22 protein-coding genes and 1 pseudogene are annotated in these 23,228 nt (G+C 74.9%); 12 read left to right on the forward strand and 11 right to left on the reverse strand.

Annotated features, from left to right (window positions below):
* Nucleotides 1-101: 101 nt before the first annotated feature.
* Nucleotides 102-479 (forward strand): DoxX family protein, encoded by a 378-nt coding sequence (locus ACWF9Z_RS06340; protein ID WP_453598040.1) that lies wholly within the window; start codon nucleotides 102-104, stop codon nucleotides 477-479.
* A 2-nt stretch (nucleotides 480-481) separates the two neighbouring features.
* On the opposite strand, the gene ACWF9Z_RS06345 is transcribed toward ACWF9Z_RS06340, so the two are convergent.
* Nucleotides 482-751, reverse strand: a complete 270-nt coding sequence (locus tag ACWF9Z_RS06345; protein ID WP_453598042.1) for a hypothetical protein — start codon at nucleotides 749-751, stop codon at nucleotides 482-484.
* Between the two features lie 148 nt (nucleotides 752-899).
* On the opposite strand from ACWF9Z_RS06345, the gene ACWF9Z_RS06350 reads away from it, so the two are divergent.
* The 3 genes and pseudogenes from ACWF9Z_RS06350 (at nucleotide 900) to ACWF9Z_RS06360 (ending at nucleotide 2,821) form a co-directional block, all read left to right on the forward strand.
* A complete protein-coding gene (locus ACWF9Z_RS06350; RefSeq protein WP_453598044.1) occupies nucleotides 900-1,238 on the forward strand; it encodes a thioredoxin family protein in 339 nt (112 codons plus the stop codon).
* 187 nt (nucleotides 1,239-1,425) lie between these two features.
* A pseudogene (locus ACWF9Z_RS06355) lies at nucleotides 1,426-2,606 on the forward strand (cytochrome P450).
* A gap of 8 nt (nucleotides 2,607-2,614) precedes the next feature.
* Nucleotides 2,615-2,821 (forward strand): ferredoxin, encoded by a 207-nt coding sequence (locus ACWF9Z_RS06360; RefSeq protein ID WP_453598046.1) that lies wholly within the window; start codon nucleotides 2,615-2,617, stop codon nucleotides 2,819-2,821.
* A gap of 4 nt (nucleotides 2,822-2,825) precedes the next feature.
* On the opposite strand, the gene ACWF9Z_RS06365 is transcribed toward ACWF9Z_RS06360, so the two are convergent.
* Entirely contained in the window at nucleotides 2,826-4,592 is a 1,767-nt protein-coding gene (locus ACWF9Z_RS06365; protein WP_453598048.1) for a cation:proton antiporter, read from the reverse strand.
* A gap of 124 nt (nucleotides 4,593-4,716) precedes the next feature.
* Nucleotides 4,717-5,724 carry a BtrH N-terminal domain-containing protein gene (locus tag ACWF9Z_RS06370; protein WP_453598050.1) on the reverse strand — a complete coding sequence of 336 codons (1,008 nt, stop codon included), beginning with the start codon at nucleotides 5,722-5,724 and terminating at the stop codon, nucleotides 4,717-4,719.
* Between the two features lie 110 nt (nucleotides 5,725-5,834).
* Here ACWF9Z_RS06370 and ACWF9Z_RS06375 point away from each other — a divergent pair, with 110 nt between their 5' ends.
* The gene (locus tag ACWF9Z_RS06375; RefSeq protein ID WP_453598052.1) at nucleotides 5,835-6,188 is read left to right on the forward strand and encodes a DUF1304 domain-containing protein; all 354 of its coding nucleotides are present in this window, start codon (nucleotides 5,835-5,837) and stop codon (nucleotides 6,186-6,188) included.
* Nucleotides 6,189-6,346: 158 nt separating this feature from the next.
* On the forward strand, nucleotides 6,347-6,877 hold the full coding sequence (locus tag ACWF9Z_RS06380; RefSeq protein WP_453598311.1) for a TetR/AcrR family transcriptional regulator: 531 nt from the start codon (nucleotides 6,347-6,349) through the stop codon (nucleotides 6,875-6,877).
* 59 nt (nucleotides 6,878-6,936) lie between these two features.
* Here ACWF9Z_RS06380 and ACWF9Z_RS06385 read toward each other — a convergent pair whose 3' ends face one another.
* The 3 genes from ACWF9Z_RS06385 to ACWF9Z_RS06395 all read right to left on the reverse strand — a co-directional run bounded on the left by ACWF9Z_RS06385 (nucleotide 6,937) and on the right by ACWF9Z_RS06395 (nucleotide 8,390).
* Nucleotides 6,937-7,461 carry an AAA family ATPase gene (locus ACWF9Z_RS06385; RefSeq protein ID WP_453598313.1) on the reverse strand — a complete coding sequence of 175 codons (525 nt, stop codon included), beginning with the start codon at nucleotides 7,459-7,461 and terminating at the stop codon, nucleotides 6,937-6,939.
* A gap of 105 nt (nucleotides 7,462-7,566) precedes the next feature.
* Nucleotides 7,567-7,770 (reverse strand): cold-shock protein, encoded by a 204-nt coding sequence (locus ACWF9Z_RS06390; protein ID WP_356650899.1) that lies wholly within the window; start codon nucleotides 7,768-7,770, stop codon nucleotides 7,567-7,569.
* A gap of 251 nt (nucleotides 7,771-8,021) precedes the next feature.
* Nucleotides 8,022-8,390: an HGxxPAAW family protein gene (locus ACWF9Z_RS06395; protein ID WP_453598054.1), complete on the reverse strand. Its 369-nt coding sequence runs from the start codon at nucleotides 8,388-8,390 to the stop codon at nucleotides 8,022-8,024.
* A gap of 105 nt (nucleotides 8,391-8,495) precedes the next feature.
* Here ACWF9Z_RS06395 and ACWF9Z_RS06400 point away from each other — a divergent pair, with 105 nt between their 5' ends.
* The gene (locus tag ACWF9Z_RS06400; RefSeq protein ID WP_453598056.1) at nucleotides 8,496-8,990 is read left to right on the forward strand and encodes a MarR family transcriptional regulator; all 495 of its coding nucleotides are present in this window, start codon (nucleotides 8,496-8,498) and stop codon (nucleotides 8,988-8,990) included.
* Between the two features lie 138 nt (nucleotides 8,991-9,128).
* Nucleotides 9,129-10,631: a DEAD/DEAH box helicase gene (locus ACWF9Z_RS06405; protein ID WP_453598058.1), complete on the forward strand. Its 1,503-nt coding sequence runs from the start codon at nucleotides 9,129-9,131 to the stop codon at nucleotides 10,629-10,631.
* Nucleotides 10,632-10,738: 107 nt separating this feature from the next.
* Here the strand turns inward: ACWF9Z_RS06405 and ACWF9Z_RS06410 are convergent, their stop codons facing one another.
* The 5 genes from ACWF9Z_RS06410 to ACWF9Z_RS06430 form a co-directional block, all read right to left on the reverse strand.
* Nucleotides 10,739-11,584, reverse strand: a complete 846-nt coding sequence (locus ACWF9Z_RS06410; protein WP_453598060.1) for an alpha/beta fold hydrolase — start codon at nucleotides 11,582-11,584, stop codon at nucleotides 10,739-10,741.
* Nucleotides 11,585-11,798: 214 nt separating this feature from the next.
* On the reverse strand, nucleotides 11,799-12,278 hold the full coding sequence (locus ACWF9Z_RS06415) for a hypothetical protein (protein WP_453598062.1): 480 nt from the start codon (nucleotides 12,276-12,278) through the stop codon (nucleotides 11,799-11,801).
* A gap of 129 nt (nucleotides 12,279-12,407) precedes the next feature.
* Nucleotides 12,408-13,052: a GNAT family N-acetyltransferase gene (locus ACWF9Z_RS06420; protein WP_453598064.1), complete on the reverse strand. Its 645-nt coding sequence runs from the start codon at nucleotides 13,050-13,052 to the stop codon at nucleotides 12,408-12,410.
* A 304-nt stretch (nucleotides 13,053-13,356) separates the two neighbouring features.
* Nucleotides 13,357-13,893, reverse strand: coding sequence for an SRPBCC domain-containing protein (locus tag ACWF9Z_RS06425; protein WP_453598066.1), 537 nt, complete (start codon nucleotides 13,891-13,893; stop codon nucleotides 13,357-13,359).
* Nucleotides 13,894-14,004: 111 nt separating this feature from the next.
* Complete coding sequence (locus tag ACWF9Z_RS06430; protein ID WP_453598068.1) at nucleotides 14,005-15,198, reverse strand: NUDIX domain-containing protein; 1,194 nt, start codon at nucleotides 15,196-15,198, stop codon at nucleotides 14,005-14,007.
* Between the two features lie 251 nt (nucleotides 15,199-15,449).
* Here ACWF9Z_RS06430 and ACWF9Z_RS06435 point away from each other — a divergent pair, with 251 nt between their 5' ends.
* The 4 genes from ACWF9Z_RS06435 to ACWF9Z_RS06450 all read left to right on the forward strand — a co-directional run.
* Nucleotides 15,450-17,198 (forward strand): VanW family protein, encoded by a 1,749-nt coding sequence (locus ACWF9Z_RS06435; protein WP_453598070.1) that lies wholly within the window; start codon nucleotides 15,450-15,452, stop codon nucleotides 17,196-17,198.
* Between the two features lie 846 nt (nucleotides 17,199-18,044).
* Entirely contained in the window at nucleotides 18,045-18,737 is a 693-nt protein-coding gene (locus ACWF9Z_RS06440) for an NAD(P)-dependent oxidoreductase (protein WP_453598072.1), read from the forward strand.
* A 145-nt stretch (nucleotides 18,738-18,882) separates the two neighbouring features.
* Nucleotides 18,883-20,868: an RNA ligase family protein gene (locus ACWF9Z_RS06445; protein ID WP_453598074.1), complete on the forward strand. Its 1,986-nt coding sequence runs from the start codon at nucleotides 18,883-18,885 to the stop codon at nucleotides 20,866-20,868.
* On the forward strand, nucleotides 20,868-23,228 hold a 2,361-nt coding region (locus tag ACWF9Z_RS06450; protein ID WP_453598076.1), incomplete at its 3' end, for an RNA repair domain-containing protein. The genes ACWF9Z_RS06445 and ACWF9Z_RS06450, both read left to right, overlap by 1 nt.

Below are 23,228 nucleotides of genomic sequence, written 5' to 3' on the forward strand. Positions count from 1 at the left end.
GACCGCCATCCCGGGGCGCCGAACGCTTGCTCCCGGCTCGCCCCCGGCTTGCTACCGGCAAGTAGGATCGCCGCGTCCAGGCCCCTCCGAGAGGATCCCCGATGCCGCGCACCCCCTCTTCCCCCCTGCTGCTCGCCGGCCTGCTGGCCGGGGCGGGGGTGGCGCACGCGGTCGCGCCCCGGCAGTTCGACGCGACCGTGCCGCGTTCGCTGCCCGGCAGCCCGCGCGGGTGGACGTACGCGAGCGGCGCGGTGGAGTTCGCCCTCGCCGCCGGCGTCGCCCACCCGCGCACCCGCCGGATCGCGGCGCTGGCCACGGCGGCGTTCTTCGTCGGCGTGTTCCCCGCGAACGTGAAGATGGCCGTCGACGCCCGACGCCGCTCCCCCGCCGTGCGGGCGGCGACGATCGGCCGGCTGCCGGTCCAGGTCCCGCTCGTGCTGTGGGCCCGCAGCGTGAGCCGGGGAGCGGCGGGCCGCTGACGTCAGCGGCTGTCGCCCGTCCAGTCCCAGTGGGCGGGATCGCCCGCGCGGCGGCGGTAGTGGGTCCGGCCGCCCGGTCCGTAGCGCCCTATCTCGGTCGGGAGGCGCGCCTCCTCGGCGAGCTGCGGGCCGCTCCAGCCCGTGACGTCGAGCAGCAGCCCGTCGAGCGGGCCGCCGACGAGCTCGCCGTAGTCGTGCCCCGCGAGCGGACCCGGGTCGGGGTCTTCGTGATCGGCGCCGTAGACCCGGCGCCTGAGCATCCTGTCGTCCATACCGCTCAGCTTCACAGACGGCACTGACAACGCACGGCCCGGACGGCGGCGGCGCCCACCCCGGCCGACCGGCGATGATGGGAGCCACCTTCCGGATCGCACGGCAATCGCACGGCAATCGCACGGCACACGAAGCGGAGCACCATTCATGGCACGTCGGGTACACCAGCCGCTGGAGGACCAGGAGTTCGACTTCATCCTCGGCATGACGGACGGGCCGGTGCTCGCCTACTTCTGCGGCACCTGGCCGAAGGCCGTCGCGGCCTGTCGCGCGATGGACGCCGTCGTCGCCGAGCTGGCCCAGGAGTACGGGACCCGGCTGACGGCGGTCCGCACGGACATCACCCGCTGCCCCGGGCAGACCAAGCGCTTCGAGGTGACCGGCGCCCCGACCGCCGTCCTCGTCAAGGACGGCCGGGCGGTGGCCACCCATGCCGGACCGATGACGGCGGCGGAACTCCGGGCGTTCCTGGACACGCACGTCTGAGCCCGGCGGGCGCGCCCCTCCCCTCGCTTCCCCTCCCCTCGCCTCCCCGGGCATCGACGCGCCCGGACACCGTTACGCCGTCCAGGCGAAGGCAATCAATCTGACCGAAAGTCACATGGATCGGATAGGTGCCTGAGGCATGTAATGAGTGACGGCGAAAACGCAACCATCGCGTGCGAGGTGCTGAATGTCCGAGAAGACCGTTGCCTTCCCCCAGGACCGGACCTGTCCCTACCACCCGCCGACGGCCTACGCGCCCCTGCGGACCGGCCGCCCGCTCTCGCGGGTCACCCTCTTCGACGGCCGCTCCGTGTGGGTGGTCTCCGGGCACGCCGAGGCGCGTGCCCTCCTCTCCGACGGCCGGCTCTCCGCCGACCGCCAGAACTCCGCCTTTCCCGCCCTCACCAAACGGTTCAAGGGCCTCCAGAACCGCCGCACCGCCCTGCTCGGCCTCGACGACCCCGAGCACAACACCCAGCGCCGGATGCTGATCCCGAGCTTCTCGCTGAAGCGGACCGCCGCCCTGCGGCCCCGGATCCAGGAGACCGTGGACCGGCGATGGCCGCGGCCGGTCCGCACGCGGAGCTGGTCGGCGCCTTCGCCCTGCCGGTGCCCTCGATGGTCATCTGCGCGCTGCTCGGAGTCCCCTACGAGGACCACGAGTTCTTCGAGGGCCAGTCCCGGCGGCTGCTGCGCGGCCCCGAACCCGCCGACGTGGAGGACGCCCGCGACCAGCTGAACGACTATCTGCGCGAGCTCGTCGCGCACAAGCGCGAGAACCCCGGCGACGGGCTCCTGGACGAACTGGTCGCCCGGCGTCTGGAAACCGGTGAGACCGACGTGGAGGAGCTGGTCTCGCTGGCCGTGATCCTGCTGATCGCGGGCCACGAGACCACCGCCAACATGATCTCGCTCGGTGCGTTCACCCTGCTCAACCACCCCGAGCAGCTGGCCGAGCTGCGCGCCGACCCGGCCCTGATGTCGACGGCGGTGGAGGAGCTGATGCGGTTCCTGTCGATCGCGGACTTCATGCTGCGCGTGGCCACGCACGACATCGAGATCGGCGGGGTGACCGTGCGCGCCGACGACGGGGTGATCTTCTCCACCTCCGTCATCAACCGTGACGAGGCCGTCTTCACGCGGCCCGACTCCCTGGACTGGCACCGGCCCGACCGGCACCACCTGGCCTTCGGCTTCGGCATCCACCAGTGCCTGGGGCAGAACCTGGCCCGCGCCGAGATGGAGATCGCGCTCGGCACCCTCTTCGACCGGCTGCCGGGGCTGCGTCTGGCGGCCGACCCGGACCGCATCCCCTTCAAACCCGGGGACACCATCCAGGGCATGGTCGAGCTCCCGGTGGCGTGGTGAGCGGCGCGATGAACCCACCCGGCATCTCCATCGACACGAGCGTCTGCATCGGAGCCGGCCAGTGCGTCCTGACCGCCCCCGGGGTGTTCACGCAGGACGACGACGGGTTCGGCGCGCTCCTGCCCGGCCGCGAGGACGGCGGCGGCAGCCCGCTGCTGCGGGAGGCCGCCCGCGCGTGTCCGGTGTCGGCGATCAGCATCGAGGAGGCCCCGTAGGACCTCAGTGCCCGGAGCCGGAGCCCGAGCCGGGACCCGAGCCGCCGAGCCGCTGCAGCCGGGCCTCGTCCAGGTCCAGCGCGTGCTGGACCTGGTGGATGGTCTGGGAGCTGTAGACGCCGGTCGAGCGGGCGGCCAGTACGGCCTCCCGCGCGGCCGCGATGACCCCGAGGCGCAGGTCCACGTACTGCTCGCGGGCCTCCGGCTCCGGCCGGCCCCGGCCGGACCCGCCGGGATCCAGCCGGGCGTCCTCGCGGACCTTCGCGATGACGCCCGGCGCGTACGGGCGGCCGTCGCCCTGCGCCAGGCCGGGCTCCTCCAGTACGCGCCGCCCCGCGGCGGCGGCCTCGGAGAGCAGCCGCTCGTACTCCTCCCGCAAGCGGTCCGGGTCGTCGCCGGGGATCTTCACCCACCGGATGACGGCGGGCAGGGTCAGGCCCTGGACCAGCAGGGTGGTCGCGGCGACGACGAAGGCGATCAGCAGCAGCTGCGGGCGGTACGGGGTGTCCTCGGGCAGGGTCTGGGCCGCGGCGACGGTGATCGCGCCGCGCATCCCGGCCCAGGCCAGCGCGACGCCGCTGCGCCAGCCGAGGCTCTCGTTGACCTTGAAGTCGGCGTCGGCGGAGGCACGGGTGACCCGTACCTTCATCTGTTCCTTGCGCTCCGGCGTGAGGGTCCGCCGCCGCGAGCCGGGGTGCGCGGATCCCCCGTCGGCCTCCGGCGCGCCGAGGCGGTCCATCAGCCAGTCCAGGCGCGGCTTCCTCTCGGCGGCCCGCTGCGCGTCCTTGCGCACCGAGGCGATGAGCGGGGCGACGAACAGGATCCGCAGCGCGATCACCAGGGCGGCGGCCGCGAGACCGATGAGCAGGGCGCGTCCCGCGTCCAGGCTCTGCTCGCGGACCTGGTCGAGGAGCGATTTCAGGCCGAGGCCCATCAGGAGGAAGATCGCGCTCTCGAGCAGGAAGGCGAGGGTGCGCCAGTTCATGGCTTCGGTCAGCCGGTCCTGGGCGCTGAGGAAGCGCGGACTCTGGTGCCCGGTGACCAGGCCGGCGACCACGACCGCGAGCACGCCGGAGGCGTGGAACTCCTCGGCGGGGAGGAAGGCGACGAAGGGTACGACGAAGGAGATCGCCGTGTTGAGCAGGCTGTCCTTGAGGAGGGCCCGGACCCGGACGTTGACGAGGCCGACGACCAGGCCGACGACGGTGGCGAGGACCACGGAGAGGAGGAAGTTCCAGGCGACCCCGGCCAGGGACACGCTCGCGGCCATCGCGGCGATCGCGGAGCGCAGGAGCACGAGCGCGGAGGCGTCGTTGACGAGCCCCTCGCCCTCCAGCATGGTCAGCAGCCGGGACGGGAGCCCGAGCTGCTTGCCCATGGAAGTGGCGGCGACCGCGTCGGTAGGGCTGATGACGGCGCCGAGGGCGAAGGCGGCGGGCCAGCCCAGCCCCGGCATCAGCCAGTGGAAGAGCCAGCCCGCGCCGAGGGTGGTGACGGCGACGAGCAGGACCGCGAGGCCGCTGATCGCCTTGATGTTGCGCCGGAAGTCGGCGGCGGGCATGGTGACCGCCGCCGAGTAGAGCAGCGGCGGCAGTACGCCGGCGAGAACCCATTCGGGCCGGACTGCGAGCGCCGGCACGCCCGGGACGAAGCTGAGGGCGATGCCGACGACCACCAGGCTCAGGGGTGCGGCGAGCCCGAGACGCTTCGAGAAGGCGGCGACGGCGACGATGCTGGTGACGCCGACGATCGAGACGAGGGTCATTTCCATGCGCGGTACGGGGCCTTAAGGGTGCTCGAGGACGATTTGTCCACCGTACGCGCGCGGGTTGCACCGGGGCAAAAATTGAGCAACTAAACTTTTCGAGTCGCTCGGAGCCCGGCCGTCCCGGCCCCTACTCGGCCGCGGGCAACAGGGCGACCGCCTCCCGCTCCAGGGCCAGCGCCCCGTCCACCAGGTCCGCGCACCCGTCGAAGAACGCCCGCCGCCCGTCGGCGTCCGCGCCCGGGTCGGTCGTCCGGGCCAGCTCCGCGAGCCGCGACCACTGGCGCCCGGAACCCCGGAACAGCTCGGCGGCCTCGCCGTGGCCGGCCAGGTCGAGGAAGTCCGCGTAGAGCGGCCGGGTGGCGCCCGGAGCCGTCCACTCCTCCTCGAGGCAGGAGTACAGCCGCCCCGCAGCCACCGCGAAGGTCTCGGGGGTGGCGAACCGCTGCTCCCAGCCCGTCCGGGTGCGGGTGTCGCGCAGCTGCGCGGCGAGCTTCTCCATGCCGGTGAAGCCGAAGTTGACGTCGAAGTGATTCCCCAGCACCGGCCCGGTGAGGCGGGAGACGGTCGCGGCGACGGCCGCGTCCAGGTCCGGCTCGCCCGCCGGCTTCCCGGTGGTCACCACCATCTGGTGGCGGCCCTTCTTGTGCCCGGACCAGGCGGCTCCGAACTCCTCGCGGCCGATCGCGTACGGGGTCTCGGCCCCGTCCTCGACGTAGAAGGTGTCGCCCTCGTAGCCGACGACGACCACCACGTACGGATCGGCGGCGGCCAGTTCGGCCATCGCGGCGGGAGGGTGCCAGGGCAGCCCGGACCGGTTGACGGTGCAGAACACGGGGGCGCCGGCGTCGAGGGCGGCCTCCACCCGGTTCCAGCGGGGCTTGGCGCTGCGCGTGGCCTCGTACGGGATGTGCAGGCGGCCGAGGGCCACCTGCACCCAGGGGTCGGGGTGGGCCTGGGCGACGATCGTCGGCATCGGCGGGTGGCCGGCGTACTCGAAGACGAAGTACATGAAGCCGATCCCGCCGGCCAGGCCCGCGACCAGCGCCTCGTCGTGCACGCTGCCGAGCGCGTGCCGGATCAGCGAGGCCTCGCGGTGGCGTCCGGTGCCGAAGTCTTCATATACGAGCGCAGTCATGCGGTCAGGGTATCCGCGCCGGGAGCCGCGGACCGCGACGGTACTTCCTGTACAGTTGTCCAGGAAGTCGGAGGGACCGGTCTTCGCTCACCCGCCCCAGGGAGGTGGCCGTGCACACGGTCGCATCGATCCTCATCGGCCTCGTCGCCGCTCTGCACGCGTACTTCATGGTTCTGGAGATGTTCCTGTGGCAGCGGCCGCCCGGCCGGTCCCTGTCCGGCTTCGACGCCGAGACCGCGCGCCTGACCGCCCCGCTCGCCGCCAACCAGGGTCTCTACAACGGGTTCCTCGCCGCGGGCCTGGTCTGGTCGCTCGCCATCGACTCGCTCGCCACCCGGATCTTCTTCCTCGTCTGCGTGATCGTCGCCGGGGCGTACGGGGCCGCGACGGCCAACCGGCGGATCCTGATCGCCCAGGCCCTGCCCGGCGCCCTCGCCCTGGGCGCGGCGCTGCTCGCCGCGTGACGCCCGACCTGCCGGGTGCGGCGCCGGGCCCGGGGCCGGACGCGCCGTTCGGCCCCGGGCCGGACGCGGCGTCGGCACCTTCGTCCGGCGCCGGTGGGCGCGCCGCGCCCCGCACCGCACCCCGCACCGACCCCCGCACCGCGCGCACCAAGGCGCGGCTGCGCGAGAGCCTCTTCGCCGAGTGCGCGGAGCGCCCGCTCGCGGAGGTCGGCGTCTCGGCGGTGGCCCGCCGGGCCGGCGTCGGCCGGGCCACGTTCTACCTGCACTACGAGGACCTCACCGCGCTCGCGGTGGACGCGTGCGCCGATGTCGTGCATGCCGCGGTCGACGCCCTGCACGCCTGGCAGACGGATCCGGCCGCGCTCCCCCCGGTCCGGCCGCCGGCGGCGCTGGCCGGGTTCCTCGCCGACGCGGCGGAGCGGGCACCCCTCTACCGCACCCTGCTCCTGCCGGGCGGCGGCGGGCCGCTGGGCGAACGCCTGCACCGGGAATTGCGCGCCCGCAGCCGGGCCGAGCGCGCGGCGGTGGGCGCACCGCGGCCCGACCTCGTCGCCTCGGCCGTGGCCGCCGCCTTCACCGGCGTCCTCGCGGACTGGCTGCACGGAGAGTTCCCGGCGGACCTGGCGGACCCGGCCGAGCTGGCGGAGCGGATCTGGCCGCTCCTCGTCGCCCTGCACCGGGCCGGATAGGCCGTCAGGCCGGACGGACGGACGGCGGCGGCGGCGGACAAGGGACGGCGGCGGACGGGTCAGGCCGTGGCGACGCCCAGGCCCGTCTCCTTCATGACCCGGACGACGGTGTCCTCCAGTGACGCGTCGGCCCCGATGACGCTCTCCCAGTCACCGGACAGCAGGTCGAGCGGCCGGTACCACTCCCGCATCCGCTCCTCCCCGTACTCGGCGGCCTGGGGCTTGCCCACGTGCCGCCGCACGGTCTCCGCGAAGGGAACGTCGAGGTAGTAGAAGTGCGTCCGCCCCCGGTGCGCCCGGCGCAGGGCGTCGAGCATGGGGCCGTAGCGGTCCGCGTAGAGGATCCCCTCGACGATCACGTGGAAGCCGTGGTCGAGCGCGTAGCGCGCCACGCTCCCGATGAGCCCGATGTTCGCCCCGCCGGGGACGTCCCGCTCGTGCAGGACCACGCGCCGGAGGTTGTCCTGGCCCACGAGCGCGATGCCGCGGCCGTGGCGGTCGCGGATGCCCTCCGCCACCGAGGACTTGCCCGAGGCGGAGTTGCCGCGCAGCACGATCAGCCGGGTGTCCGGCGAGCCCGTCATCATCCGGCCCACGCTACCGGTCCGGGCCGGACGTGCGTGAGCCCCGCCGCACGATCCGGCGGGGCTCACCTCGCGGGCTGCACCAGTGAAGCGGCGCCGGACGGCCTAGAGGGGGACCACCTGCTCCGCCTGCGGGCCCTTGGGGCCCTGGGTGACGTCGTACTCGACCTTCGCACCCTCGGCCAGCTCCTTGAAGCCGGTCGTCTGGATGGAGGAGAAGTGCACGAACACGTCGGGGCCGCCGTCGTCCTGCTGGATGAAGCCGAAGCCCTTCTCCGAGTTGAACCACTTCACGGTGCCAGTTGCCATCTGTACTGATCCTTCACGACGTTCCACCGGCCGCACATGCGGCCGGTCCCGATCTTGCCCACTGATGCGCCCGAGCACACGCCGGGCGCGGCCAACCGGGGGCATGCGGCTATTCGAACCTTTCTCCACCCCGTCCGCGAAACGAGGGACCGGGCCCGCGCACGGGCCCGCCGAGAGGTCCCCCACCAGGTTCTTCGACGCGTTCGCGCAGGCCGTCGCGCGCACCTTCGCTCATGCCGTCACGCGTGCCCTCACGCCCCGCCCTCCCCGGCGGGCAGCGACGCGGCGGACGGAGGACGAGGGGCTGCCGCGACCGCTCGCCGGGGCCCGCCGATCCGGCAGCCCAGGCAGTCCGGGTGGCCGCCGTGCGCGCCGGCGTCCCGGACGCGCCAGTCCCACTGGGCGCGCGGGCGGGGACCGCTGGGCTTGCCCCAGCCCGCGAGGTGCAGGACCCAGGTGACGGCCCCCGCCACGGCCACGACGCCGAGGCCCAGCCAGACGCCCGGGCTCCAGGCCGCGCAGAAGGCCGCGCCCGCTCCGGCGCAGCCCAGCAGGGCCAGGGAGGTTCCGGTCCAGCCGGCCACGGTGTGGCCGAGGTCGACATCGCCGTGAGCGCTCATGTTCTCCCCTGCTTCGGTCGCTTCAGTAGGCTCGCGGAGGGATCTCTCACGAAGAGAGCCGCTTATCTCACGAGCTAAGTAACTTAGATGCTAAGGAGTATCCGCGTGCAGGGCAAGTCCCGTCCCGCGGCCACGGTCCAGGAGGCGCTGGCGCGCATGGACCGGTACGTCGCCCTCGGCATCATCGGCCAGCAGGAGGTGGCGCAGCTGCTGGGGCTGAACGTCACCGATCTGACCTGCCTCGGCCACATCCTGGGCGCCGGCGACACCCCTCTCGGCGCGGGCGACCTCGCCGAGCTCACCAACCTCACCACGGGGGCCGTGACCGGGGTGCTCAACCGCCTGGAGCGGGCCGGATACGCGAGCCGCCGACCCGACCCCGCCGACCGGCGCCGGGTCCGGGTGGTCGCCGACCCGGCGGCCGCCGCTCGGGTCTTCGCCGTCTACGAGCCCTTCTACGCGCGGCTCGGCGCGGTGTTCGCGGAATACTCCCCCGACGAGATCGCCGTCATCGCCGACTGGTTCGACCGGGCGACGGCCGAGGCCACCGCCCATCTCGACCGCGTGCGGGCCGGGGAGCTCGGGCCTCTGGCGCGCTAGCCCCGATGGTAAAATTTGTCTTTTCGCGCCGTGACCGGCGCGTGCGGCTGTGAACGGCGCGCTTCCCACGCGCCGTCCCACCCGCCCCGCACCTCGTCTCATACGTCTCGTCTTCGTACGTCTCACGGAAGGTTCTGCATGAGGAACCCGTCGGCTCATGGGCGCTTCGGCATCAAGGCCGGAGCCAAGGCAGGCCCGAAGGGCGGTGCGAAGGGCGGCGGGAAGACCCCGCGGACCCTCGGCCCCCAGGGCGAATACTCCATGCCCCGTACGACCACGCCGGCGCTGCCGCCGGTGGAGTCCTTCACGGAGCTCGGCCTGCCCCCTGAGCTGGTGAAGACGATGGCCGACCAAGGGGTCGCGACGCCGTTCCCCATCCAGGCGGCCACCCTCCCCAACTCCCTCGCGGGCCGCGACATCCTCGGCCGCGGCCGCACCGGATCGGGCAAGACGCTCGCCTTCGGCCTGGCCCTGCTCGCCCGCACGGCCGGGCAGCAGGCGGATCCGAAGCGGCCGCTCGCGCTGGTCCTGGTACCGACGCGCGAGCTGGCGCAGCAGGTGACCGAGGCCCTGGCCCCGTACGCGCAGGCCCTGAAGCTGCGCATGGCCACGGTCGTCGGCGGTCTGTCGATCGGCAAGCAGACGGGCGCGCTGCGCACCGGCGCCGAGATCGTCGTGGCCACCCCGGGGCGCCTCAGCGACCTCATCGGGCGGCGCGACGTCCACCTCGAGCGCGTGAAGATCGTCGTCCTCGACGAGGCCGACCAGATGTGCGACATGGGGTTCATGCCGCAGGTCACCGAGATCCTCGACCAGGTGCACCACGCCGGCCAGCGGATGCTCTTCTCGGCCACCCTGGACCGCAACGTCGACCAGCTGGTCCAGCGGTACCTGAAGGACCCGGTCGGGCACTCCGTGGACCCGCAGTCGGCCTCGGTGTCCACGATGGACCACCACGTGCTGCACATCCACGCGGCCGACAAGGTCTCGGCCGCGACCGAGATCGCGGCGCGCGAGGGCCGGGTGCTGATGTTCCTGGACACCAAGCACGGGGTCGACCAGTTCGTGAAGCACCTGCGGGCCATGGGCGTACGGGCGGAGGGACTGCACAGCGGAAAGTCCCAGCCGCAGCGCACCCGGACCCTGGGGCAGTTCAAGGACGGCCTGCTCAGCGTCCTGGTCGCGACGAACGTCGCCGCCCGCGGCATCCACATCGAGGACCTCGACCTCGTCGTCAACGTGGACCCGCCGGCCGACAGCAAGGACTACCTCCACCGCGGCGGCCGTACGGCGCGGGCCGGCGAGTCCGGCAAGGTCGTCACCCTGGTCACCCCGAACCAGCGGCGCGACATGGTCCGGCTGATGGCGGACGCCAAGATCCGGCCGACCATCACCCAGGTCCGCTCCGGCGAGGCCGCGCTGAGCCGGATCACCGGGGCGAAGGCCCCGTCCGGCGTGCCGCTCGCGGGCGCCGCGGCGACCGACGCCAAGGGCCGGCCCTCGGGCTCGGAGCTCGGCTTCCGCGGGATCGGGACCCGGCCGGGGCGTCCCGGCAAGGGCAAGGAGTCCCGCAGGACCATCGAGGCCAGGCAGGCCGCCGAGGCCCGTGCGGCGGCCCGGGTGCGGCGGGGCGCGAAGTAGCGCGGCAGCAGGCGTGACGGCCGCGGTGCCGGCTCCCCGGGTGCGGGGGGCCGGCACCGCGTGCGGTGCGGCGGGCCCGCGTCCGGGGCCGGTCCCCAGTCCCCCGGTCAGACGCGGTCCAGGAAGGTCCGGACGGTCCGCCTGAAGGCCTTGGCGTCGTCAAGCCAGGGGTAGTGGGCGGCGCCCGCCTGGACGACGACCTCGGCGCGGGGGACGAACGCGGCGGCCTCGCGAAGGGTCTCGGGGCGCGGACCGGGGTCGAGTTCGCCGGCCACGAAGAGCACGGGCGCCGCCAGCCCCGCGAGGGCGGTGCGCGCGGACTCCGGGTCGAAGGCCCCCTCTGCCGCGAAGAGCGGCCCGGCCTCCTCGTTGTACGCGGCGGCGCACGCGGCGACGTGCTGCCGCGCGGCCGCGTCCCAACGGCCGTAGCTGAAGGGGATCATGGCGTCCAGGTCGGCCTCGGTGGCGGTACCGCTCCAGACCGCCTCCCGGGCCCGGCGGGTGCTCTCGAACCAGGGCTCGTCGGCCCGCAGTTCCACGGCCTCCTTGAGGCCCTCCACCGGGAAGCCGACGCCCACGGCCCGGGCGCGGGCCGCGACCAGCACGAGGGAGCGGACCCGCTCGGGGTACCGGGCCGCGTAGAGCAGGGCGAGGTCGCCGGAGGCCGAATGCGCGAGCAGGTCGATCCGCTCCGCGCCGAGATGACGGCGCAGGGCCTCGACGTCCTCGACCTGGCGGTCGCAGCGGTACGTGGCCGGGTCGGCCGGGAACGCGGAGTCACCCGTGCCGCGCAGGTCGAGGACGACCAGCTCGCGGTGCTCGGACAGTCCGCCCAGGTCGCCGAGGTACGCGGACGCGCACATCGGGCCGCCGGGCAGACAGAGCAGGGGCTCTCCCTCCCCGAAGACGTGGAAGGCGAGCGTGGTCCCGTCCGGGGCGGCGAAGGAAGGCATACCGACATCCTCACCACAGCCGCGAGGCCCGCACAACGACATTTCCCCGGAGATCCCGTGGCCGGTGCGGTCGCCGCCCCGGCGCCCGCCCCCGCGCCCGCTCCGCGGCACCACCGCCCGGACGCCCACCCCCGAGCACTCGCTCCGCCGCCCCGTCCCCCAAGGGCTCACCGGCTCACCGCCCAGTCGCCCAAGCGGTCAAGCGGTCAAGCGGTCAGGCCGCCCGCCGTAGCAGCCGCTGGACCGCCGTGTTGCGCACGCGCCGGGTACGGGCGCCGGTGGCGAGCAGCCGCAGGGCCTCGTCGGCGTGCAGCGACTGGGCTGCCGTGCGCTGACACCAGTCGGAGGCGGCGAGGAGCTCCGCCCGCGACCAGGCCTCGCCCCGGGTGACGGCCCTCAGCAGGATCCACTCCCGCAGCCGGCGGGCCGCGAAGGAACGGTCGCCGATGGCTCCGCCCACGGCCTGCGCCCAGGCGGGGAAGGCCTCTTCCGCCAACAGCCGGGACGCCCGCCGGTCCAGATGCGTGACGACCGCGCTCTCGGCCATCACCGGGTCGGGGTCACGCAGGACCGTGGCCACGGCCTCGGCCTCGGCGGGCCCGCCGGAGACGGCGGCCAAGGACTCCAGGTGCCGGGCGTATCGCCAGTGCTCCGACGGCCCGGTGGCCCCGGTCCTGCCCGTGTCCGGGTTCACCGGGCCACCCCCTGGCGTATCTGGTACTCGCTTCTCCCCATACCGCCATTCCACACGACTCCGGTGAACGGCCGGCGGTCAGGGGTGGCCTCGAGGCGTTCACGCGGGCCGCTCCCCCGGTCCGCGCGGTCAGGGGCGCGCCAGCATCAGGGCCTCCGAACCGACCGGCCGGTAACCGGCGGCCTGGAAGGCGCGGATGCTGCGCGCGTTGCCCGCGGCCTGCTGGGACCAGAGCGGCTCCCCGTCGGGGACCAAGTGGCGTGCGGCCCGGGCCAGTTCCCGTCCGAGCCCCCGGTGCCGGGCGGACTCGTCCACCTCGATGGCGGTCTCCCAGCGGCCCGCCACCCCGCGGCCGAGGACGAGCACTCCCCCGCCGGCGGGCGCCGACCAGACCCGTACGCCGTCGCGCCGCAGGCGGGCCCGACGGACCCGGGGGTGGTCGGGATCGTCGATCTCCCGCAGTTCCAGGCCGGGTTCACCGGGCAGCGCGTCGGCGACCGTGAGCAGGTCGGTGGTGTCGTGGGCCCGGCCGCTGCGGTCGAGGAGCGCGGCGAGGAACCGCGGGTTCATGCTGGCGGAGAGGCTGTCGCAGTCGATGGCGGCGAGGGTGGCCCGTACCCAGGCGGGGTCCTCGTCGGTGAAGATCACGGAGTGTGCGGTGAAGGCCAGCACCCCGGCGTCGCGGGGGCTCGGCTGCGGTACGACGGTCGTGGTTCCGTCGGGTGCGGGGAAACGGCCGACGGCGGCCGCGTCGAGGATCTCGGCGAGTTTCACGGGGTCACACCTGCTCGGCGTGCTCGGGCTTGATGACACGGTGGTGCTCGATGGACATGGCTGCGCTCCTCTGAAGACCTCCACCATGATCACAGAGCGGGCTGCACGGGCAGCCTCCGGGAGTCCACGGGAGGAACCACCGAACCACCACCGGCGAGGGCATCCGGGTGCGAAGCCGGATGCCCTGCGAAGCGGGAGCCGCCCCGGACCTGGCCGGACCGGACCTGGCCGGACCGGACGACGGCAGATGGCGGACGGCGGGCGACGGCGCGGCCGGCGGTCCGCGGTGGGCGGTGGGCGGGCCTCAGGCTTCGGGGGCGTAGGACTCGTAGCCGCCGGAGCCCTGCTCGCCCGCGCTGCCCTGCTCCGGCAGGGGGGCGCCGGTCTCCAAGAGGGTCTTGAGGCTGGAGGCGAGCATCGGCCAGGCGCGCCCGCACATGCCGATGAGGGTGCCGCCCGGCTCGAAGTCCTCGTGGAGGATGGTCAGTCGCGCGAGCGTGTCACCGACCGGCTCGATCTCGTACGTCACCTTCGTGCGCCGCTCGCCCGCCAGCTCGGCCCGCAGCTCCTCGGCGATGCCCACGGAGGCGGCCCACTGCGGGGTGAAGGTGTGCCAGGTGTACGAGAGCAGCCGGTTCGGTACGCACTCCAGCACCACCTGCTCCGGATCGCTGGTCCGCGCCCCGCGCTCCACCCAGTCCATCGTCGATCCCACCCGCCAGTCGGTCTCGAAGTCGAGACCCCAGTAGCGGCGGGTGTACGCGGGCTCGGTCAGGGCCTGCCACACCCGCGCGGGGTCGGCCTGGACGTACACGGTGTAGGTGATCGCAGTCTCGCTCATCCCCCCATGCTGCGGGACCGCGGGCCGCGGAAGAGGGATTGAGGCGCACAGCGCCCAGCCCGCTCGGCCTCACCCCCGCGGACGTGGAGCGCGTCCGCGGGGAGGTCCGGGTCACCAGTGGCAGCCCTCCGGGGGGAGTTCCGTCGGCGGGGTGCGGGGCGGGGCCGGGAGGGCGAGACGGGTGCGGGCGGCATGGACGGCGGCGAGTTCCTCGTGACCCGCCGGGCCCCAGTCGCTGAGTTCGCGGACCTGCTCGGGAGTGGCCAGCAGACGGGCGTACGCGGGGTCCCGGGCCGGGGGCAGGGACGTGAGCCGGGCCGCGGTGCGGGGGTGGGCCCCCTGGTCGGCGCGGCGGTGCCCGAGCGGGAGGGCCTCCGTGGTGGGGCCGGCCGTCGGGGACGGGAGGCGGGCCGTGCCGGTGGCACGCGCGATGAGCAGCAGGACCCGCCCGTCGGGGGCGAAGAGCCAGCCCGCGGGGTCCCTCAGCGGCAGGTGCGCGGGAGCGGGATCCGGACCGGGGTGCCAGCTGCCGTGCTGCCGCACGCGGCGGCTGCGCAGGACGCCGAGCCGGTCCAGGGCGGTGGGCGTCGTGGGGTGGCCGTCCTCCAGCAGGGCGGCGCCGCCTCCGTTGATCCGCACGCGCAGGGCGGAGAGGGTGCGGCGGGCGTCACCGGCGTCCATCAGGGTGGCCAGCTCGGCCGGTTCGGCGAAGTGGATGCCGGTGATCTCCTGTGCGGGGAGCCGGACGGAGTCGATCCGCTCCCGGGTCCAGGTCCCGCCGTCGAAGACGTGCAGGATCTCGCCGGGGAAGCGCATCTCGGGCGGGAATCCGGGCGTGTCGGCGGGGATCCAGTCGACGGCGAGGCCGCGCGGGTAGCGGGCGTCGACCCCTAGTTCCTCGTACATCTCGCGGGCGGCCGCCGCGGCCGGCGCCTCGCCCGCGTCCACCGCGCCGCCGGGCAGCAGCCGGTCGGGGCGGTAGTCGACGCTCTGGACGAGGACGCGGCCGTCGGCGTCGGTGACGAGGACGACCGCACCGGTCCAGAGCGCGGCGCGCGAGGCCCCGTAGGCCTCCGGGGTCATCCAGGTGCCCGGCTCCGGGGACGGGGCCCGGTCCGGGTGCGGATCCGGGTGCGCATCCCGGTCCGGGTGCGGATCCGCGCCCGGGACCGCGGCGGGGTCCGGGGCCGGGCGGGGAGCCGGGGCGGGGGCCGGGGCCGTGGGCGGATCCGTGGCCGGGGCCGGTTCCGTGGCCGGGGTGCCGCCCGGATCCTCGGTCACGGACTCGTCGGTCAGCTGCGGCATCGCACTCCATTCACCGGAAGGACGTTCACCGTGGGGAGGTGGGCGGGCTGGCGAGCGGGCAGGCGGGCGGGCCCGCCGGCTGTGCAACAGCGCGGGCGCCCCCCGGGTTACGGAGATCCCCCCCGGATCCTTTGCCGCCCCTATACCTCCTTATGGGTCGATTACGCGCTCCCTGCTACGTTCCCCGGGCGGGCTGCCGGCCTGAAAACCGCCGGCCCGACCACGTCACCGGAGCGAGGAGAGACCCCTAGATGCGACGCGCACCCCGCAGCGGCAATCGGGTGGCCACCGGCAAACGGCGTGTCCCGGGCGTCGCGGGCGTGGCCGGCGGCGTCGCGGTCCTCGGCTTCGGTGGGCTGTACGCCGCCGGCCTGCTGCTGGCCGGCGAGGACGTCGCCGCCGGCACGAAGGTGCGCGGCATCGACATCGGCGGGATGAGCCGCGCCGAGGCCCGGCAGACCCTCGACCGGGAGCTGGGCCCGTCCGCCGCGGCCCCGGTGGCGCTGCGGATCGGGCAGCACACCGAGCAGGCGCGGCCGGCGGCCCTCGGCCTGTCCCTGGACACCGGCGCCACCGCCGACCGGGCGGCCCGCTCCGGCTCCGACCCGGTCAGCGTGATCGGGCGGCTGTTCTCCTCCGGCGATCCCGACGTCGAGCCGGTGGTCCGGCTGGACGAGAAGGCGGCCCGCTCCGCGTTGGAGGACATCGCCGCGAAGACCCGGCAGGAGGCCCGGGAGGGCTCGGTCGCGTTCGAGAAGGGCAAGCCCAAGGCGGTGACCCCGGTCACCGGCACCGCTCTCGACGTCGACGCCTCCGTCGGCCTCCTGCGCTCCGCCCCTCCCCGCGCCCGGGACTCGGCGGCCGAGCCCGTCGACCTTCCCGTCCGGCGCACGGAGCCGCGCATCGGGCAGCAGGAGACGGAGCGGGCCGTGAAGGAGTTCGCCGAGCCCGCGATGTCCGCGCCGGTCACCCTCACCGTCGAAGGCACGCGCATACCCATCGGCCCGGCCGTACTCTCCCGGCACCTCACCCTGGCGGACGACGGGCAGGGCCGCCTCGCCCCCGCCCTCGACGCCAAGGCGCTGCTCGCCGCCCCCGAGCTCGCCGGTCCGCTGCGCCGGGCCGCGCCGGGCCCCGTCGAGGCCAGGCTGAGCACGGACTCCGGCGGCCGGGTCGGCGTCGCCGAGGAGGGCCGCGCCGGGCGGCGGATCAGCGAGCACAGCCTCGGCGCGGCCGTGCTGCCCCTGCTGACCCGTACGGGCGCGGCCGAGCGTACGGGCGAGGTCGCCACGGAGACGGTCCAGCCGACGCTGTCCGGGAACACCGTCGAGAAGCTGGGCATCAAGGAGGAGGTGTCCTCCTTCACGGTCGAGTTCGAGAAGGCCCCCTACCGGACCACGAACATAGGCCGGGCGGCCGAGCTCATCAACGGCTCGCTGGTGATGCCCGACGAGACGTGGAGCTTCAACGGGAGGGTCGGGGAGCGTACGAAGGAGAACGGCTTCGTCGACGGTCTGATCATCAACAACGGCCAGTACGAGAAGGCCTCGGGCGGCGGGGTGTCGGCGGTCGCCACCACCGTCTTCAACGCCATGTTCTTCTCGGGGGTCAAGCCCCTGGAGTACGGGGCGCACTCCTTCTACATCGAGCGCTACCCGGAGGGCCGCGAGGCCACCGTCGCCTGGGGCAGCCTCGACCTGCGCTTCGCCAACGATTCGGGCAAGGCCCTCTACATCCAGGCCGAGGCCACCGACACGTCGATCACCATCTCCTTCCTGGGGACGAAGCGGTACGACGAGATACGCGCGTCCAAGGGCCCCCGTACGAACGTCAAGCCGCCGGCCACCCGCAACGACAGCGGGCCGAAGTGCGAGCCGCAGACCCCGCTGGAGGGCTTCGACGTCGCCGTGGACCGGGTGTTCGTCAAGGGCGGGCAGGAGGTCAAGCGCGAGACGCTCAAGACCCGTTACACGCCGCGCGACAGCGTGACGTGCGGCTGAGGCGGTGAACGGGCGCCCCCGCAGGGGCACGGGGCGGTCGCCCCTGCCCTCCCCGTCGGTTTCCACCACTCGTGCGGGTGAGGGCGTGCCCGGATACGGGGTCTCGTGCGGCAGGGTGGACGGATGCAGTCGCGCCGGGGACCGTGGGTGCCCCTGATCGTTGTCGCGCTGGCCATGACGGCCGGGTGCGTGACCGTACGGCCGGCCGAGCCGGGGCCGCCGGGAACCGGGGGCGGGTCACGGCCTGTGTCGGCCGACCTGCGGCCGGCCGGGCCGCGGCCCACCGTGGAGGCGGCGCCGTTGGGGCGGCTGCCGCAGGCCGGCCCGGAGCCTTCGGCATCCGGGCCGGACACGGTCCCCGCACCGGATACCGGGGCGCCCGCGCCTGCTCCCGCGTCCGTACCCGTGCCCGTCTCCGGGGAGCGGCACGGGGCGAAGCCCGGCACACCGCGGCACCGGCCGGAGCGGACGCGGCGCGCCAAGCCCGCACGGCCCGTACGTCCCGCCGCCGGGCCCGCCCGGGCGCCGGCCGCGCAGCCCCGTGGGCACCGGCCCGCGCCGCACCGTACGTACGACATGGCGCCGTTGTGCGCGGCGGCGCGGGGGACGGTCGACCCGTCCATCGTGGCGCTGTGTCACTGACCGCGCATCACTGACCGCGCATCACTGACCGCGTGCCACCCGCCACGTGGCACCGACCACGTGGCACCGGCCACGGGCACCCCGCGCCGTCGACGCCCCGTCGCCGACCGCGTGGCGCTGCCGGGCGCGGGCGCCGGGATTCGCTTGGATGGGCCGGGCGGGCCCCGGCCGGGGTCCTCACAGCCTCCACCCCCAGGAGTCGGCATGGCGAGGATCGCACTCTTCGGCGCGACCGGAACGATCGGTTCCCAGGTGATGCGGGAAGCACTCGGGCGCGGGCACCAGGTCACGGCCGTCGTACGCGATCCGGCTCGGCTCGGCGGGTCCGGCGTCGGTGACGCCGGCGCCACCGGCAGGGCCGGAGCGCCCGTGGTCGTACGCGGCAACGTGCTCGATCCCGCGTCCGTCACCCAGGCGGCAGCCGGGCAGGACGTGGTGGTGAGCGCGTTCGGACCGGGCCCCGGGGATCCGGCCACGCTCCTCACTGCCGTCAAATCCCTGATCGGCGGCGTGCAGGCGCTCGGCATCGACGGAGCACCGCCCCGGCCGCGCGTGATCACCGTCGGCGGTGCGGGCTCGCTGCGCACCCCCGGCGGGCCGCTGGTGTGGGACCAGGCCGGGATCCCGGAGCCGATCCTCGCCGTCATGCACGCCCACGGCGACGCGCTCGACTTCCTGCGGACCGTGCCGGTGGACGAGGTCCACTGGACCAACCTCAGCCCGGCCGCACTGATCGAGCCGGGCGAGCGGACGGGAACGTACCGGCTGGGGCTCGACGACCTCGTCGTGGACGAGGACGGCCGCAGCCGCATCTCCACGGAGGACTACGCCGTCGCGCTGGTCGACGAGATCGAGCGCGACGCGCACGCGGGCCGACGGTTCACGATCGGCTACTGACCCGGGGCGCCGGGGGCCGATGGGGGACGCGGCTCGGGGCGGGAAGGAGACCGGGGCGGGAAGGGGCCCGCGATATTCGCTGGTTCGACGCCGGCCCGGCTACCTAAAGTGACCGGGCACCCCCGTCGTCGAGCAGGAGCGGACCATGCGCGCCCACTACCCCAGGACCCCGCACCTGCCCTGGTCGCCGGGCGCGACCTCCGACGACGTGCGGACCACCGGGGTCGACGGGCTGGCGGGGCGGGAGGTCGTGGTCACCGAGAAGCTCGACGGGGAGAACACCACCCTCTACGCCGACGGCCTGCACGCACGCTCGCTCGATTCGGGTCACCACCCTTCGCGGGCCTGGGTGAAGGGCCTGCAGAGCCGGATCGGCGCGGGGATCCCGGCGGGCTGGCGCGTGTGCGGGGAGAACGTCTACGCCCGCCATTCGCTGGCGTACGAGGAACTCGACGCGTGGTTCTACGGGTTCTCCGTGTGGGACGGCGACCACTGCCTCGACTGGGACCGGACGGTGCGGTTCCTGCACGGCCTCGGGGTGCCGGGACCGCGCGTGCTCTGGCGCGGGACCTTCGACGAGCGCGCGCTGCGCAGGCTCCGGATCGACACCGCACGGCAGGAGGGCTACGTCATCCGGACGGTGGCGGGCTTCGAGCGCGCCGACTTCGGGCACCGCGTGGCCAAGTGGGTGCGCGGCGGCCACGTGCGGACGGACACGCACTGGATGTACGCGCGGGTGGTGGCGAACGGGCTCGGTCCGGCGGCCGCGCTGTGGGACGTACGGTCGGGCGCCGGTCCCGATGTGGCCGGGCTGCTGCGCGCGGTCGGGGCGGCGGAGGCCGTGACGGCAGCCGGGGCGGCGGAGGCCGCAGCGGCCCCGGGAGCCGCGGGGGCCGCGAGAGCCGCGGGCGAGGGGCTCCTCGCCGAGGGCGGGGGTCTCGCCTCCGGAGTCGAACAGCTCGTGGCCGAAGTCGCCGACCGCATCGACGGGTTGGGCGTGCGCCGGTCCGGGGAGGACCGGCTGGCGGGGATCCTGGCGGCCGTGCTGCACGGCGTACCGCGGGCCCGCCTCGCGGCCGGGCTGGCGGCGGGGCCGCTCGGGATGCCCACGGCGCGACGCGTCGCGGACCTGGTCGGGCTGTACCCGGCCGTGCGCAGGCCGTTCCCCTACCCGGACGAGGAGCGGCGGGCCGGGCTCGTGCGGATGGCGTCGGCCGTGGATCTGGGGGTACTGCACGCGCTGGCGGGGGCGGTCCCCGGGCCGGGGCCCCTGCGGGACGGCGAGCGGAAGGCCGCCGGGTCCGCCACGGAGCGCCGGGAGTCCTCGGAGGCCGTCGAGTGGTCCGCGCTGCACGCCGAGGAGGCGGGGCTGCTCGGGCCCGCGCCACTGGAACCGCTGCGGGCCGGGCTGCGCGAGGCGCTCGCCGCCGCCGGGATCACCGACTCCGACGCGGCCGACCGCTGCTGGGCCGAGGCCCGCGCGGCGTACGGACAGGGCAAGGTGTCGGGCCCCGAGGAGGCCGTCGCGGCGACCTGGCGCTGGCGGGACGGCAGGTCCTTCCCCCGGCTGGTGCAGCTCTGCGGGCCCTCCGGCAGCGGGAAGAGCACGTACGCCCGCGCCCTGCCGGGGGTGGAGACCTACATCAGCCTCGACGATCTGCGCACGGCCCGGGGTTCGCGTGCGGACCAGCGGGACAACGCGGACGTGCTGCGCGAGGGCCTGGACCGGCTGGACTCGGCGCTGGCCGCCGCCGCGCGGCGCGGCGGGACGGTGGTCTGGGACGCCACTTCGCTCACCGGGCAGCAGCGCGGACTGGCCGGCGCCGTCGCACGCCGACGGGACGCGCTGGTCACGCACGCCGTGGTCCTGGTCGAGGAGGCGGAGCTGCTGCGCCGCAACTCCATGCGCCCGCACCCCGTACCGGCACACGTACTGACCGCCCAGCTGCGCCGGTTCGCGCCGCCGTACCCCGGCGAGGCGCACCGCACCCGGTACCTCGGGGCGGGCGGAACCGTGGAGGACACGGCCGGGACGATCGCCCCTGCCGCGACCACCGCGACGACGGTGTGGGCATCGGTGACAGCGGTGAGGACCGCGACAGCGGCCGAACGAGCGGGTGAGGGCGGCTGATGCGTACCAGCGAGGAGCTCTACCACCAGGTGCGCTGGGATCCCCGGTTCGATCCGGCACGGTTCACGCTCGGGCTGCTGCAGCGCGGGGCCGCGCCCAAGCGGGTTCCGCTGCCCTCGTTCGTACCGGGCGGGGACATCCCGTGGCACCGGGTGCTGTTCGTCGAGGCGGACGGCGAGCTGGTGTGGGACCGCGCGACGGGTCTGGACCTCGTCGACAGCACCCCCGCCGGCCGGGTCCGCACACCGAGGCTGCTGCGGGCGCCCTTCTTCACGGCGCGGACGCCCCACGCCTGGGACCCCGCGGGCGGCGGCTCCTGGCAGCCCGCCTCCGAGGGCGGGGCCCGCGCGACGGATCACGCCCGGGTGCGGCTGCTGACGTGGAACACGCTCTGGGACCGGTACGACTCCCCGCGCATCTCCACCGCGCGGCGCAGGCCGCTGCTGCTGGCGGACCTGGCCGTGGCCGACGCCGATGTGATCGCGCTCCAGGAGGTGGAGCGCGAGCTGCTCGGGATGCTGCTCGCCGAGCCGTGGGTGCGGGACGGCTATGCGGTCGCGGCCGATCCCGGTGGGCGGGACGTGGCCGAGAGCGGGCTGCTGGTACTGAGCCGACTGCCCGTCCGCGAGGCGGGCGTGCACGTGCTCGGCCCGCACAAGGCGGCCGTCGCGGTCACCGTGGACACGGCGGGCGGGCCGCTCGTCGTCGTCGCGACGCACCTGACGAGTGACCACACGGAGCGTGGCGCCGACCGGCGCACGGCCGAACTGGACGCACTGCGCGAGGGGTTGGCGGGGGTCGAGGCGGACGCGGTGGCGGTGCTGGGCGACTTCAACGACGGCCGCTCGGGGGCCGAGGGGCCCGCGGCCGCGCTGGGACTGCGCGACGCGTGGAACGAGGTGCACGGTGTCCAGGACCAGACGCCGACCTTCGATCCGGTCGCCAATCCGCTCGCCGCGGTGGGCTCGTTGACGGGTCGGGCCGCGCGACTGGACCGGATCCTGCTGCGGTCGGCGGACGTCCGGGTGACCCGGGCCGCGCTGCGCGGCGAGTCCCCCGCTCCCGACGGCCTGTTCCTGTCCGACCACTACGGGGTCGAGGCCACGCTGGAGTTCGGAGCCGCGGGAGCACACGCCCCCGCGGTGCTGGACGTGCGGTCGACCGCGCGGACGGCCGTGGCCTGGCTGGCCCCGCACGACGCGGCGGTGGAAGCGGTGCGGCGGGAGCACGACCCGCGGGCGGAGCGCTGGCCGGCCCACGTGAACCTGTTGTTCGGCTTCGTACCGGAGTCCTCCTTCGATGAGGCGCTGCCGCTGCTCTCCGAAGTCGCGGCGCGCACGGAGGCGTTCACGGCGCGGCTGGAGGGCGTGTACGCCTTCGGGCCGACCCTGTGGCTGGATCCGGCGGCGGCCGGCGACGAGCCGTGGCAGGAGCTACGGCGCGCACTCGGCGCACGGTTCCCGGGGTGCCGGGGGCGGGGTCACGGCGGGAGCGGGGACTACACGCCGCACCTCACCCTGGGGCGCGGCCGTGACCCGCGGCGGGCGGAGGCGGAGTTCGCCGCGCGGCTCGGCGGCGGGCGGACGGCGCGGGTCGGGTCGCTCGCCGTGCTGTCGCGGCGCGGGGACGGGCGGATGGAGGTCCGGGCGACGGTGGAGCTCGGGACCGGTGAGGTCCGGTGGGCGGCGGAGCCGGCTCGACCGGCCGATCCGGCTCCGTGGACGGACCGGCCGGGCGTGGCGGCGGAGCGGGTCGCGGCGGGCAGCGCGGCTCGGATCGCGGCTCGGATCGCGGCGGCGCTGCCCGAGGGGGTCCTGCACGTGGTCGGCTCCCGGCGGATGGACTGCGCGTCGGCGGACGCGGACCTGGACCTGGTGGCGGTGCTGCCGGGAGCCGTCGACAGCGCCGACGTGCGCGCGCGGATCGCCGCCGCGCTCCCGGAGGCGGAGCGGCTTCGCGAAGTGAAGGGCTCCCGGGTACCGGGCCTGCGCCTCCACGTACCCGGACCCGACGCGCCCGGACCGGGCACCACCGGACGCGACGGCGACAGACCGCCGATCGCCGGCGGGCCCGGCACGACCCGGAACGAAACGACCCGGCCCGATACGACCCGGCCCCCTACGACCCGGACCGTTACGGCCCAGACTGGGCCGAGCGGGCCGAGCGGGCCGAGCGGGCCGAGCGGGCCGAGCGGGCCGAGCGGGCCGACCGCACTGGACGTGGATCTGGTGGTCGTCGCCGCCGGGCCGACGCCCCCCGAGGAGGCGGTGGCCCCGCGGACGTCGCGCGGCGAGGGGGCGGCGGGGGCACTGAGCGCGGTGTTCGGCGCCGAGGCGGGAAGGGCCTTGGTGGGCCCCGTC

It is taken from the genome of Streptomyces sp. NPDC054961 (assembly GCF_053609145.1).